This is a genomic window from Stenotrophomonas sp. YJH_SMC_106-19, from assembly GCF_059368375.1.
Map to the genome: position 1 here is coordinate 1,008,311 of NZ_JCAFRQ010000001.1, position 13,260 is coordinate 1,021,570.

Annotated in this window: 11 protein-coding genes; 8 read left to right on the forward strand and 3 right to left on the reverse strand. The window is 67.1% G+C overall.

The window, feature by feature from the left end; all coding sequences use genetic code 11:
* Positions 1-3 precede the first annotated feature (3 nt).
* The 4 genes from AC5P5M_RS04480 to leuB are packed head-to-tail and all read left to right on the forward strand — an operon-like array spanning position 4 to position 3,888.
* Complete coding sequence (locus AC5P5M_RS04480; RefSeq protein ID WP_111186152.1) at positions 4-780, forward strand: class I SAM-dependent methyltransferase; 777 nt, start codon at positions 4-6, stop codon at positions 778-780.
* 60 nt (positions 781-840) lie between these two features.
* Positions 841-2,259 carry a 3-isopropylmalate dehydratase large subunit gene (gene leuC, locus AC5P5M_RS04485; RefSeq protein WP_495205600.1) on the forward strand — a complete coding sequence of 473 codons (1,419 nt, stop codon included), beginning with the start codon at positions 841-843 and terminating at the stop codon, positions 2,257-2,259.
* The gene (gene leuD, locus AC5P5M_RS04490) at positions 2,259-2,837 is read left to right on the forward strand and encodes a 3-isopropylmalate dehydratase small subunit (RefSeq protein ID WP_053520097.1); all 579 of its coding nucleotides are present in this window, start codon (positions 2,259-2,261) and stop codon (positions 2,835-2,837) included. Before leuC ends, leuD begins: the two co-directional genes overlap by 1 nt.
* A complete protein-coding gene (leuB, locus tag AC5P5M_RS04495) occupies positions 2,827-3,888 on the forward strand; it encodes a 3-isopropylmalate dehydrogenase (protein ID WP_065175105.1) in 1,062 nt (353 codons plus the stop codon). The genes leuD and leuB overlap by 11 nt, the downstream gene beginning before the upstream one ends.
* A 112-nt stretch (positions 3,889-4,000) precedes the next feature.
* Here leuB and AC5P5M_RS04500 read toward each other — a convergent pair whose 3' ends face one another.
* Positions 4,001-4,774, reverse strand: a complete 774-nt coding sequence (locus tag AC5P5M_RS04500) for an SDR family oxidoreductase (RefSeq protein WP_053520099.1) — start codon at positions 4,772-4,774, stop codon at positions 4,001-4,003.
* A 117-nt stretch (positions 4,775-4,891) separates the two neighbouring features.
* Here AC5P5M_RS04500 and AC5P5M_RS04505 point away from each other — a divergent pair, with 117 nt between their 5' ends.
* On the forward strand, positions 4,892-5,797 hold the full coding sequence (locus AC5P5M_RS04505; protein ID WP_495205601.1) for a LysR family transcriptional regulator: 906 nt from the start codon (positions 4,892-4,894) through the stop codon (positions 5,795-5,797).
* A 187-nt stretch (positions 5,798-5,984) separates the two neighbouring features.
* Here the strand turns inward: AC5P5M_RS04505 and AC5P5M_RS04510 are convergent, their stop codons facing one another.
* A complete protein-coding gene (locus tag AC5P5M_RS04510) occupies positions 5,985-9,146 on the reverse strand; it encodes an efflux RND transporter permease subunit (protein WP_495205602.1) in 3,162 nt (1,053 codons plus the stop codon).
* Positions 9,147-9,150: 4 nt separating this feature from the next.
* Positions 9,151-10,281 carry an efflux RND transporter periplasmic adaptor subunit gene (locus AC5P5M_RS04515; protein WP_495205603.1) on the reverse strand — a complete coding sequence of 377 codons (1,131 nt, stop codon included), beginning with the start codon at positions 10,279-10,281 and terminating at the stop codon, positions 9,151-9,153.
* Between the two features lie 114 nt (positions 10,282-10,395).
* Between AC5P5M_RS04515 and AC5P5M_RS04520 the strand changes: the two genes are divergently transcribed.
* The 3 genes from AC5P5M_RS04520 (at position 10,396) to AC5P5M_RS04530 (ending at position 13,236) form a co-directional block, all read left to right on the forward strand.
* Positions 10,396-11,073: a TetR/AcrR family transcriptional regulator gene (locus AC5P5M_RS04520; RefSeq protein WP_459062303.1), complete on the forward strand. Its 678-nt coding sequence runs from the start codon at positions 10,396-10,398 to the stop codon at positions 11,071-11,073.
* Positions 11,074-11,213: 140 nt separating this feature from the next.
* Positions 11,214-11,861 (forward strand): protein-L-isoaspartate O-methyltransferase family protein, encoded by a 648-nt coding sequence (locus AC5P5M_RS04525; RefSeq protein ID WP_053520104.1) that lies wholly within the window; start codon positions 11,214-11,216, stop codon positions 11,859-11,861.
* A 16-nt stretch (positions 11,862-11,877) separates the two neighbouring features.
* Positions 11,878-13,236, forward strand: coding sequence for a TolC family outer membrane protein (locus tag AC5P5M_RS04530; RefSeq protein ID WP_065175111.1), 1,359 nt, complete (start codon positions 11,878-11,880; stop codon positions 13,234-13,236).
* Positions 13,237-13,260: the final 24 nt, after the last annotated feature.

The window sequence follows — 13,260 nt, forward strand, 5'->3', positions numbered from 1 at the left end:
GACATGAGCGCCTTCGACACGACCACGTCCGCTACGGCGGGCCAGCAGTGGAACGCCCAGGACTATGCGATCGATGCCGGCTTCGTGCCGCTGCTCGGCGGCGCGGTGTCGCGCCTGCTCGACCCGCGCGCCGGTGAGCACATCCTCGATCTGGGCTGTGGCGATGGGGTGCTCAGCAGTGAACTGGCGTTGAGCGGTGCACGCATCCACGGCGTGGACGCGTCGCCGGAACTGGTGATCGCCGCGCGCGCGCGCGGCGTCGATGCGCAGGTGATGGACGGCCATGCCCTGTCCTTCGACAGCGCGTTCGACGCGGTGTTCAGCAACGCCGCGCTGCATTGGATGCGCCACCCCGACGCCGTGCTGGAAGGCGTGCGCCGTGCACTGCGTCCCGGCGGCCGCTTCGTGGCCGAGTTCGGTGGCCATGGCAACGTGGCGACCATCATCGCCGCGGTGCAGGCCGCACGTGCTGCGCATGGCCATGGCGCCAGCGGTTTCCAGTGGTATTTCCCGACCGCCGACGCCTATGCCGACCGCCTGCGCCAGCACGGCTTCCAGGTGCAGCTGATCGAATGCCTGCCGCGCCCCACCGCACTGCCGACAGGCGTGGCAGGATGGCTGCGGGTGTTCGCCGCACCACTGCTGGACGACCTGCCGGTCGAGGCCCGTGCCACCGTTCGCGAGGCCGCCGCGGCCCTGCTGGCCGACCTGCCCCGCAACGCGGCGGGCCAGCCGCTGGCTGACTACGTGCGCCTGCGCGTACTCGCGCGCCGCCGTTGACTTGACCCTTTCCCGTTATTTCCCGATGTTCGTTCAATCGTACTTCTGCCAGGCAACCGCATGACCTCCGCACCCCGCACCCTGTACGACAAACTGTGGGACGCCCACGTGGTCGTTCCCGAATCCGACAGCGCCCCTGCGGTGCTGTACATCGACCTGCACCTGATCCACGAGGTGACCTCGCCGCAGGCGTTCACCGAGCTGCGCGAACGCGGTCTCCGCCCACGCCGGCCGGACCGCACCAAGGCCACGATGGATCATTCCACGCCGACCCTGCCGGCCACCGCCGACGGCCGGCTGCCGTACGCCAGCGCCGCCTCCGAGGCGCAGGTCGCCACGCTTGCGCGCAACTGCAGCGAGCACGGCATCGAACTGTTCGACATGAGCTCGGACAACCGGGGCATCGTCCATGTCATCGCGCCCGAGCAGGGTTTCACCCAGCCCGGCATGACCATCGTCTGCGGCGACAGCCATACCTCCACCCATGGTGCGTTCGGCTCGCTGGCCTTCGGCATCGGCACCAGCGAAGTGGGTCATGTGCTGGCAACACAGTGCCTGCTGCAGCGGAAGGCGAAGACGCTGGCAATCACGGTCGACGGCCCCCTGGCGCCGGGCGTCGGCGCGAAGGACGTGGTCCTGCACATCATCGGTGTGATCGGCGTCAACGGCGGCACCGGCCATGTGATCGAGTTCCGTGGCAGCACCATCGAAGCGATGGACATGGAGCAGCGCATGACCCTGTGCAACATGTCCATCGAGGCCGGCGCGCGCGCGGGCATGGTGGCACCGGACCAGGTCACCTTCGATTTCGTCGCCAACACGCCACGCGGCCCCAAGGGCGCCGATTTCGAGGCGGCCGTGGCCCGTTGGCAGGAACTGCGCAGCGATGAAGGCGCGCGCTTCGACAGCGAAGTCCACATCGATGCAGCCGACATCCGTCCGACCCTGACCTGGGGCACGCATCCCGGCACCGCCATCGCGGTCGATGTGCCGATTCCTGCGGCCAACGACGCCGCAGCGCAGAAGGGCCTGGACTACATGCACTTCCAGGCCGGCCATGCACTGGCCGGCACGCCGGTCGATGTCGTGTTCGTCGGTTCGTGCACCAACGGCCGCCTCAGCGACATGCGCGAAGTGGCACAGGTGCTGCGCGGCCGCCGCGTCGCCGAGCGCGTGCGCATGCTGGTGGTACCGGGCTCGGAGATCGTCAAGCGCCAGGCCGAAGCGGAGGGCATCGATGAGATCGTGCGTGCAGCCGGTGCCGAATGGCGCGAGCCGGGCTGCTCGATGTGCATCGCCATGAATGGTGATCTGGTCGCCCCCGGCCAACTGGCAGTGAGTACCAGCAACCGCAATTTCGAGGGCCGCCAGGGGCCGGGCTCGCGCACACTGCTGGCCTCGCCGATGAGCGCCGCCTGGGCGGCGGTGAAGGGCCACGTGGCCGATACCCGCGAACTGTTCGCGCAGGAGGTGGCGTAATGGCCGGTTTCCGCACCTTGACCTCGTCCAGCGTCGTGCTGCGCCAGACCAACATCGACACCGACCAGATCATTCCTGCCCGGTTCCTGTCCACCACCGAGCGTGCCGGACTGGGCCGCAACGCGTTCAATGACTGGCGCTGGCAGTCCGACGGTTCGCCGGTGGCCGATTTCGCCTTCAACCAGCCGCACAACGCCGGCCGCAGCATCCTGCTGGCGGGCCGCAACTTCGGCTGTGGTTCCTCGCGCGAGCACGCGCCGTGGGCGCTGACCGACCTGGGCCTGCGCGCCATCGTCAGCAGCGAGATCGCCGACATCTTTCGTGGCAACTCACTGAAGAACGGCCTGCTGCCGATTGTCCTGGACGAAGCCGACGTTCAGGCGCTGATGCAGCGCCCCGACGACGAACTGACCATCGACGTGGCGGCACGCGAGCTGCGTACGCCGGATGGCCGGGTCTACTCCTTCCCGCTGGATGGCTTCTCGCAGACCTGTCTGCTGGAAGGCGTCGATCAACTGGGTTATCTGCTGGGCCGCGTCCCTGACATCGAACGTTACGAGAGTGAGCATGCACGCTGAGATCGTTGTACTCCCCGGTGATGGCATCGGCCCGGAAGTGGCCGCCGCTGCGGTTGCGGTCCTGAAAGCCATCGGCGAACGCTTCAACCACACCTTCACGTTCAGCGAGCACGATATCGGTGGCATCGCCATCGATCGCCATGGCGAGCCCCTGCCCGCCGCCACTCTCGCCGCATGCCAGGCCGCGAATGCCGTGCTGCTGGGTGCAGTGGGTGGACCGAAGTGGTCCGACCCGAACGCCAAGGTGCGTCCCGAGCAGGGCCTGCTGGCGATCCGCAAGGCGCTGGGCCTGTACGCCAACCTGCGGCCGGTGCGTACCCATGATGCCGCCCTGGGGGCATCGCCGATCAAGGCCGAACTGCTCAAGGGCGTGGACTTCGTGGTGGTACGCGAACTGACCGGCGGCATCTACTTCGGCGACAAGACCCGCGATGCCGACAGCGCCAGCGACCTCTGCCGCTACACCGTGGCCGAAATCGAGCGCGTGCTGCGCAGCGCGTTCCGCCTGGCACAGCAGCGCCGAGGCAAGGTGACCTCGGTGGACAAGGCCAACGTGCTGGAGACGTCCCGCCTATGGCGCGACGTCGCCGCCCGCATCGGCCGCGAGGAGTTCCCGGACGTCGCGCTGGAACACCAGCTGGTCGATTCGATGGCGATGCACCTGCTGGCCAAGCCACGCGAATACGACGTGATCGTGACCGAAAACATGTTCGGCGACATCCTCACCGACGAGGCCTCGATGCTGGCCGGTTCGCTGGGCCTGCTGCCGTCGGCATCACTGGGAGAACCGGGTGCGGTCGGCATCTACGAGCCGATCCACGGTTCGGCACCGGACATCGCCGGCAAGGGCATCGCCAACCCCTACGCGACGATCCTCAGCGCGGCCATGCTGCTGCGCCACTCGCTGGGCCTGGATGCCGAAGCGGCGGCTGTGGAGGCGGCCGTGCACGCGGTGCTGGATGATGGCGTGTTCACTGCTGATCTGGCTGCAAAGGGCCAGGCCGTGAGCACGGCGGCGGCGACCGACGCCGTACTGGCGAAGCTGGGCTGACCCGCCGGGCGGCACCTGTAGCGTCGAGCCATGCCCGATGGCTGTTGCATGAGCCGGGCATGGCCCGGCGCCACAGGTGCAGTGCGGTGGAGCCGCGCCCAGCGTGGCCCGGTTACTTGGTGGTGTAGCCACCGTTGACCAGCACCGTCTGCCCGGTCATCCACCAGCCGTCGGTAACCAGGAAACGGATCCACGGCACGATGTCGGCAATGTCGGTCAGACCGGTGCGGGTGAACGCGGACAGCGCCGCCGCGGTCTTGTGATACGCCTGCGCATCGGCACTCTCGGCAGGATAGAAGAACGGCGTGTCCATCGGCCCGGGACCGATCGCGGTCACCGAGATGCCCCGCTCGCCGAACTCCTTCGATGCCGCGCGGGTGAAGTGCTCCACCGGCGCCTTGGTGCCTGCATAGCTGGAGTAGAACGGCGTGTAGGCGCCCAGCAGCGACGTCACCAGGGTGCAGATGCGGCCACCATCATTGACGTGACGGCCGGCCTCCTTGAGGAAGAAGAACGCCGCCTTGGCATTCACCGCGCTCATCTCGTCGTACTCCGCTTCGCTGATCTCCAGCAGCGGCTTCTTCAGGACCTTGCCGACGGTATTGATGGCGACATCGGGACGGCCGACGGCTGCGACAGCGTCGGCGAACAGGCGCTCCATGGCGGCAGCGGAGGTCAGGTCGCCCTGCAGGGCCACGGCCTTGCTGCCCGCAGCCTGGACCGCCGCGACGGTCGCTTCGGCGTCGGCCTGGCTGGCATCGCTGTTGTAATGGATGACGATGGCCCCGGCGCCGTGGGCGGCGAAATCGCGGGCGAGCAGGCCACCGAGGTTCTTGGCACCGCCTGCGATCAGCACGGTCTTGCCCTTGAGGGAGTGGTCGGTCATGGCTTCGGTCTCGGAGTGGGGCTGTCCGGGATGGCAACCCTGCCCCGATGACGATATCGTGCGGAAAATGCGGATAAAGCCCGCAACATTGACTTAACTTTCCAGATCGAGCGAACAATGGATCGGATCGACCGCTTCCGCATCTTCAGCCGGGTGGTGGAGTGCGCCAGCTTCACCCGCGCCGCCGACCAGCTCGGACTGCCCCGTTCCACGGTATCGGCGGCGGTCGCCGAACTGGAGCAGCGGCTGGGTACGCGCCTGTTGCAACGCTCGACGCGACGCGTCTCCACCACCCACGATGGCGATGTGTTCCACGCCCGCTGCCTGCGCCTGATCGCCGAGGTCGAAGATGCCGAATCGCTGTTCCGCCAGGAGGACGCGCAGCCGGTCGGCCTGCTGAGGATCGACGTACCCAGCCGCATCGGCAGGCGCATCGTGGCGCCGGCGCTGCCTGACTTCTTCGCCCGTTACCCGCAGGTGGAGGTGGATCTGGGCATGACCGACCGCGCAGTGAACCTGATCGAGGAAGGCTGCGATGCGGTGTTGAGGGTCGGCCAGCTGGGCGATTCCAGCCTGGTTTCGCGCACGCTGGGCACGCTGGACTTCGTCAACGTGGCTGCGCCGTCCTACCTGCGCGCGTACGGCGTCCCGCAGCAACCGGCGGACCTGCAGCAGCACCGGGCGGTGAACTACGCCTCGCCGACGACCGCGCGGGTGGAACCGTGGGAATGGCAGGACGGACCCCAGCTGCGCACGCTGCCCATGCAGGGTTGGGTGCGGGTGAACAGCGCCGAAGCCTCGATCGCCTGCTGCGTGGCCGGACTGGGACTGCTGCAGATTCCGCGCTATGACGTGCAGGACGAGCTGCAGTCCGGCACGTTGGTGGAAGTGATGCCACGGCACGTCGCACAACCGTTGCCGGTGACCCTGCTGCAACCGCATCGGCAGCATCGGGCACAGCGCGTGCACGTATTCCTGGAGTGGCTGGTGCCACTGCTGCGGAGCGGCCTGCAACTGCAGTAGATCCACGCCATGCATGGATGCTTCTGTAGAGTCGAGCCATGCTCGACTCATCCCATCATCGCGCAAAGAGCAGCCGAGCATGGCTCGGCTCTACAGAAAGCAGATCCCGCGAGCATGCGTGGATGCAACGCGCCGTGCCAACCAGGGTTGGCACCTGCCAGAGGCGGCGGCCCTGGAACCCGGGGCATTACGCCCCGGATTCATCCGGCTTCACCCGGAACCACGCCGCATACAGCGCCGGCAGGAACACCAGGGTCAGCACGGTACCCACGATCAACCCGCCCATGATCGAAATCGCCATCGAGCCATAGAACGCGCTGCGCGACAGCGGAATCATCGCCAGCACCGCCGCCAGGGCGGTCAGCACGATCGGGCGGAAACGCCGTACCGTCGCGTCGATGATCGCATGCCAGCGATCATGCCCGGCATCGATGTCCTGCTGGATCTGGTCGATCAGGATCACCGAGTTGCGCATGATCATGCCGGCCAGCGCGATCGTGCCCAGCAGCGCCACGAACCCGAACGGTGCACGGAACAGCAGCAGGAACAAGGTCGCGCCGATGATGCCCAGCGGTGCCGTCACCAGCACCATCGCGGCACGCGAGAAGCTGCGCAGCTGCAGCATCAGCAGCGTTGCGACCACGATCAGGAACAACGGCATGCCTGCCTTGATCGAGTCCTGGCCACGTGCCGAATCCTCCACCGTTCCGCCGGTTTCCAGCAGGTAACCGCTCGGCAGTGCAGCGCGGATGCTATCCAGCGTCGGCAGGATCTGCTGCACCACGTCCAGCGCCTGGCTGCCGTCGCTGATATCGGCACGCACGGTCACGGTCGGCAGGCGGTTGCGATGCCAGATGATGCCGTCCTCGAACACGTACTCCAGGCGCGCCACCTGCGAGAGCGTCACCGACGTGCCATTGGCTGTGGGAATGGCCAGGCTGCCCAGCATGCCCAGCTGCACGCGCTCGTTCTCCGGACCCCGCAGCAGCATCTCGATCAGGCGGTTGCCCTCGCGATAGGTGCTCACGCTCATGCCCGACAGCGAAGTGCCCAGCAGCTGGCTCACCTGCGCACTGCTCACGCCCAGCGCGCGTGCACGGTCCTGGTCCAGCACCAGCCGCACGACCTTGCTCGGCTCGCTCCAGTCCAGGTTCACGTTCATCACATGCGGGTTCTCCCGCACCTTGTCCTGCACCTGGCGTGCGATCGCCTGCACCTGCTCGATGTGCTCGCCGGAGATCCGCAGCTGCACCGGGTAGCCCACCGGCGGACCGTTCTCCAGCCGCGTCACGCGCATCTGCACATCCGGGAACTGCGGGATCACGTCCTTCAGCAGCCAGTCGCGCGTGGCCTCGCGCGCCTTGGCGTCTTCGGTGAGCACCACGAACTGCGAGAAGTTGGTCGCCGGCAGCTGCTGGTCCAGCGGCAGGTAGAAGCGCGGCGAACCGGTACCCACATAGGCCACGTAGTTGGCGATGCCCTCACGGCCCTTCAGCAGCTTTTCCAGCTTGCTGGCCTGCGCCTGCGTGGCCTGCAGCGACGCGCCTTCAGCCAGTTCGATATCCACCATCAGTTCCGGGCGGGTCGAATCCGGGAAGAACTGCTGCGGCACGAAGCGGAACATCAGCAACGAGAACACGAACAGGGCCACCGTTGCTGCGATCACCCACCAGCGGTGGCGCAGGCACATGTCCAGGAAACGGCGGAAACGCGTGTAGAACGGCCGCTGGTACGGATCGTGGTCGTGTGCATGCTCCTTCGGTGCGACCCAGCGCAGCAGCGCCGGATGGCGATCGGCCCAGGCCAGGCGCTTCGCACGCCAGCGACCGGCCAGGCTGTCCGGCTTGGGCAGCTGCGGATTGAACAGATCCGGCAGCATCTTGTCACCCAGGTACGGAATGAACAGCACCGCCGCAATCCATGACACCACCAGTGCGATGGTCACCACCTGGAACAACGAACGGGTGTACTCACCGGTGCTTGACGCCGCCGTGGCGATCGGCAGGAAACCTGCCGCCGTGATCAGCGTACCGGTCAGCATCGGGAACGCCGTGGATTCCCAGGCGAAGCTGGCCGCGCGCAGGCGGTCGTAGCCCTGTTCCATCTTGGTGGCCATCATCTCCACCGCGATGATCGCATCGTCCACCAGCAGGCCCAGCGCCAGCACCAGCGCGCCCAGCGAGATCTTGTGCAGGCCGATATCGAAGTAATGCATGACGAAGAAGGTCATCGCCAGCACCAGCGGAATGGTCACGCCCACCACCAGGCCCGTACGCAGGCCCAGCGAGAAGAAGCTCACCAGCAGCACGATCACCACCGCTTCGGTCAGCACCTGCACGAACTCACCCACCGACTCTTCCACCGCATGCGGCTGGTCGGAGACCTTGCGCAGGTGCATGCCCGCCGGCAGCGTCTTCTGCAGGCGCTCGAACTCGGCATCCAGCGTGGAGCCCAGCTTCAGGATGTCGCCACCGTCTTTCATCGCGACCGCAATGCCGATCGCATCCTCACCCATGAAGCGCATCTTCGGCGACGCCGGATCGGCGAAGCCGCGCTTGATCTCGGCGATATCGCCCAGGTGCACCGTGCGGTCGCCGGCCTGGATCGGGAAGCGACGGATGTCATCGATGCTCTGGAACTGGCCGGTCACGCGCAGCTGCACGCGATCGGTCGGGGTCTCGAAGAAGCTGGTGGCGCTGATCGCGTTCTGGTCGGCCAGCGCCTGCTGCACCTGCTGCAGCGACACGCCCAGCGTGGCCAGCTTGGTGTTGGACAGCTCGATCCAGACCTTCTCGTCCTGCAGGCCCTGCAGCTCGATCTTGCCCACGTCCGGCACCCGCTGCAGTTCCAGCTGGATGCGATCGGCGTAGTCACGCATCACGGCGTAGTCGAAGCCCTGCCCGGTCAGCGCGTAGATGTTGCCGAAGGTGTCGCCGAACTCATCGTTGAAGAACGGACCGACGATTTCGCGCGGCAGGTTCGGCTTGATGTCGCCCACGCGTTTGCGCACCTGGTACCACAGGTCCGGAATGGCCTTGGAGCGCAGGCTGTCCTTGGCCGCGAAGATCACCTGCGACTCGCCCGGGCGCGAGTAGGAGCGGATGAACTCGTACTGCCCGGTGTTGAGCAGCGCCTTCTCGATCGGCTCGGTCACCTGGCGCGAGACCTGCTCGGCGGTCGCGCCCGGCCACATCGTGCGTACCACCATCACCTTGAAGGTGAACGGCGGATCCTCGGACTGGCCCAGATGCTTGTACGACCAGGCGCCGATGAGGGCGAAGGCGAGCATGGCGAACAGCACCAGCGCGCGGTTGCCCAGCGCCCATTCGGATAGATTGAAACGGCGCACAGGCTTACTCCTTCGCCTTCGGTGCGGCAGCCGGCGCTGCGGGCTTCAGCACCGGGCGGTTCTGCCGGTCCACCGCGACGACCTGCTGGCCGGATCGCAGCAGATGGCCGCCCGCAGCCACCACCCAGTCGTCGGCGTCCACGCCGGACAGCACCGGCACGGCGTCGATGCCATAGGCGCCCGTCCTGACGGTGACCGATTTCAACGTGCTGCTGGCCGGGTCCACCACCCACACACTGGTTGCGCCACCTGCACCGCGCTGGAGAGCGGCCATCGGCAGCTGCAGGGTGCCGTGGCGGCCGGCGCTGCTGAACACGCGCGCGCTCTGCCCCAGCTCGACATCGGCCAGTGCATCGGCGGGCAGGCTGACCCGGGTTGCGTAGGTCCGCGCCTGCGGATCGGCGGCGGCGGCGATCTCGCGGATCGTGCCGGGCAGGCGCTGCCCCGGGCGGTTCCACAACTCCACTTCCACCGGCTGGCCTACCGCGTAGTCGCGGATGGTGGCTTCCGGCAGGTCGATCAGCACTTCGCGGCCACCGTCTGCGGCCAGGTTGAAGATGGTCTGGCCCGCGGCCACCACCTGCCCGGCTTCCGCCTCACGGCTGGCGATCACACCATCGGCCGGCGCACGCAGCTGGGCGTAGCCGGCCTGGTTGCGCAGCACGTCCAGGTTGGCCCGGGCCGCGTTGGCCTGGCCCTGCGCGGCCTTGAACGCGGCAGACTGCTGATCCAGCTGCGAGCGGCTGACCAGCTGCTGGTCGGCCAGCACCTGGTAGCGCTTGAGATCGTCGCGGGCGCGTACCAGATCGGCTTCGGCCGCGGACAGCTGCGCCTGCGAGGCGCGCGCCTGCAGGGCGAAGTCGGCGACATCCAGCTCGGCCAGCACGTCCCCCTTCTTCACCCGTTGGCCGGCGTCCACATGGCGCTTGACCAGGTTGCCGCCGACGCGGAACGACAGCGGGCTCTCCTGGCGTGCCCGGACCGTACCGGGAAACGCCGCCGGCGCCTGCCCGGCCTGCTCGCCGGGATGCACCACCAGCACCGGCACGTCCGCCGGTGGCGCCTGCTCCTGTCCCGAACAGGCTGCCAGCGCAGCCACCCACACGATACCGCCCATCCAGCGCACGATCTTCATCGGTCAACGTCCTGACAACACTGAGTTCAGCAGGGGAGCCGCAACGTCCGGCCCAATTTAGTAAACTGGCCGGTATAGTATAAATATCGAACCGCTTGGTCTAGTATTACCGCAATGAGTTCTTCCACTTCCCGCAAGCCGTCGGCCAAGCCTGCTGCCAAGGCCGCCGGACCCGGGCGTCCCAAGGATCTTGGCAAGCGCGCGGCGATCCTCGAGGCGGCCAAGACCCTGTTCATCGAACAGGGCTATACCGGTGTGAGCATGGACAGCATCGCTGCCCAGGCGGGCGTGTCGAAGCTGACGGTGTACAGCCATTTCGGCGACAAGGAGACCCTGTTCTCCGAGGCCGTGCAGTCCAAATGCATCGAGATGCTGCCGGATGCGCTGTTCGTGGCCGACGCCGAAGGGCCACTGCGCGACCAGCTGATCGGGATCGGCCTGGCCTTCTTCAAGCTGATCACCTCCGACGCGGCGATCTCGATCCAACGGGTGATGATGGCCCCGGAGACCGACGAACGCCTGCGTGAGCTGTTCTGGCAGGCCGGGCCCGAGCGCACCTGCGAGGCGCTGGCCGACTTCCTGCGCTCGCGCAGCGAGCGGGGCGAGCTGCAGATTCCCGACCATCACCTGGCCGGGCAGCAGTTCCTGACCCTGGTCAAGGGTGAAGTGCACATGCATATGATGTGCGGCATGCCACTGTCATCGGTGGAGATCGATCCTGTCACCCACGTGGCGGCCAGCGTCGACTTCTTCCTGCGCGCCTATGCGCCCGGAGGAGCCGGAACCAGCTGAAACGGCAAAGCTGAACGAACCGGTGGTCGCGATGACTTCCGGCACTGCGACCCCGGCCCCCCGGCAGCGGATGCTCTGGGCGCGCCGCCGGCCTCCGGCACCGGTAAAATGGCCGGCCCACTGCGCTGGATTTGAACCTCATGACGATTGATTACGCCCACGCCCGCGAACTGATGGTGGAACAGCAGATCCGTCCCTGGGACGTGCTGGACATCAAGGTGCTCGACGTCCTGGCCCGCCTGCCGCGCGAGGCCTTTGTCGCCGACGCGCACCGGGCACTGGCCTACGCCGATGTTGAACTGCCGATCGGCAATGGCCAGAAGATGATGAAGCCCGTCATCGAGGGCCGTACCCTGCAGGCGCTGGACCTGCAACCGGGTGACGAAGTGCTGGAGATCGGCACGGGCAGCGGCTTCCTGGCCGCCTGCATCGGCGCGCTGGCGCGCGACGTGCTGAGCCTGGAGATCGACCCGGAACTGGCGACAGCCGCGCGCGCGCGGCTGGATGCCTCCGGCCTTGGTACCAACGTCCGGGTGGAAGTGGCTGACGCGCTGGCGTGGCAGACCGAACGTCGCTTTGACGTGATCTGTGTCACTGGTGCCGTCAACGTGGTGCCGTCACAGTTCGCCTCGTGGCTGCGTCCGGGTGGTCGCCTGTTCGTGATCCAGGGCCGTTCGCCGGCGATGGAAGCGCTTCTGATCAAGGCCGATGGCAGCACCGAATCCCTGTTCGAGACCGATATCGATTACCTGCGCGGTGCCGCCCCGGCACCCCAGTTCCACCTCTGAGTCCAAGGAAGCCGCAATGATCCGCCGATCCCTCGCTGTTGCGCTGGCCACTGCCCTGCTGCCGTTGTCTGCCCATGCCGCTGACCTGTTGCAGGTCTACGAGATGGCGCGCAATGGCGATCCGCAGCTGTCGGCCGCCGAATCCACCCGGCTGTACGACAAGGAAGGCGCCGTGCAGGCGCGCGCTGCCCTGCTTCCGCAGATCAACGGCCAGGCCACGCTGAACCGCACACGCAGCGAAGCCAACGCCGATGCCAATACCGGCACGGTCAGCAGCAAGCGCCGCAACTACACGATCGACGGTTCGCAGACCCTGTTCAACTGGACGCAGATCAACAACCTGCGCTCGCAGCGCGAACTGAGCAAGGCGGCTGACTTCACCCTGGATTCGGCCAACGACAGCCTGATCGTCCGCACCTCGGCGGCCTACTTCAACGTGCTGGTGGCGATCGAATCGCTGAATGCCGCACAGACCAACGAAGCGGCCGCGAAGAAGCAGTTCGACTTCGCCGACAAGCGCCTGGAAGTGGGCCTGGCGCCGATCACCGACGTGCACGAAGCGCGCGCGCAGTATGACCAGGCGCGCGCCAACACCATCGTCGCGCAGAACACCCTGGCCGATAACTACCAGGCGCTGACCGAACTTACCGGCCAGCCGGTGCTGAACCTCAAGGGGCTGCCGGCCGACTTCCGTCCCGAAGTGCCGGCCAACCGCGGCAACATCGATGAACTGGTGCAGCAGGCGACCAGCCAGAACCCGTCGCTGAAGGCGCAGGAGCTGAAGGTCAGCGCGGCCGAGGCCGGCGTGCAGGCCGCCCGTGGCGCCCACTACCCGACGCTGTCGCTGGGCGGCAGCTGGGGCAAGACCGCGACCTGGGGCGACAGCACCGGTTCGGGTTCGCTGTCCCCGGATGCGCGCACCAACAGCATCGGCCTGACCCTCAGCGTGCCGATCTTCGCCGGCGGCGCCACCCAGTCCGGCGTGCGCCAGGCGCTGGCCCAGCGTGACATCGCCCAGGATGGCTACGAACAGCAGAAGCGCGCGCTGGATCGCAACACCCGCAATGCCTACCAGACCCTGGTGCAGGGCATCAGCGAGGTGGAAGCACGCCGCCTGGCCGTCGTCTCGGCACAGAGCGCGTACGACGCCTCGCAGGTCGGCCTGGAAGTGGGTACCCGCACGGTGCTGGACGTGATCCAGAACCAGCGCATCCTGTTCTCGGCACAGCTGGACTACGCGCAGGCCCGCTACACCTTCCTGCAGAACCGCCTGCTGCTGAGCCAGTCGCTGGGCGCGCTGGACGTGGCCGAACTGCAGGACATCAATCGCCTGCTGACCCAGGACGCGGGCAATCCCGCCACGACCACCCAGTAAGTCGTCGTCGCCTGTGTTGACGGA

Bases quoted from the DNA above. Each gene is read 5' to 3' on its own strand.
- AC5P5M_RS04480 (WP_111186152.1), top strand. From the start codon at position 4: ATGAGCGCCTTCGACACGACCACGTCCGCTACGGCGGGCCAGCAGTGG.
- leuC (WP_495205600.1), top strand. From the start codon at position 841: ATGACCTCCGCACCCCGCACCCTGTACGACAAACTGTGGGACGCCCAC.
- leuD (WP_053520097.1), top strand. From the start codon at position 2,259: ATGGCCGGTTTCCGCACCTTGACCTCGTCCAGCGTCGTGCTGCGCCAG.
- leuB (WP_065175105.1), top strand. From the start codon at position 2,827: ATGCACGCTGAGATCGTTGTACTCCCCGGTGATGGCATCGGCCCGGAA.
- AC5P5M_RS04500 (WP_053520099.1), bottom strand. From the start codon at position 4,774: ATGACCGACCACTCCCTCAAGGGCAAGACCGTGCTGATCGCAGGCGGT.
- AC5P5M_RS04505 (WP_495205601.1), top strand. From the start codon at position 4,892: ATGGATCGGATCGACCGCTTCCGCATCTTCAGCCGGGTGGTGGAGTGC.
- AC5P5M_RS04515 (WP_495205603.1), bottom strand. From the start codon at position 10,281: ATGAAGATCGTGCGCTGGATGGGCGGTATCGTGTGGGTGGCTGCGCTG.
- AC5P5M_RS04520 (WP_459062303.1), top strand. From the start codon at position 10,396: ATGAGTTCTTCCACTTCCCGCAAGCCGTCGGCCAAGCCTGCTGCCAAG.
- AC5P5M_RS04525 (WP_053520104.1), top strand. From the start codon at position 11,214: ATGACGATTGATTACGCCCACGCCCGCGAACTGATGGTGGAACAGCAG.
- AC5P5M_RS04530 (WP_065175111.1), top strand. From the start codon at position 11,878: ATGATCCGCCGATCCCTCGCTGTTGCGCTGGCCACTGCCCTGCTGCCG.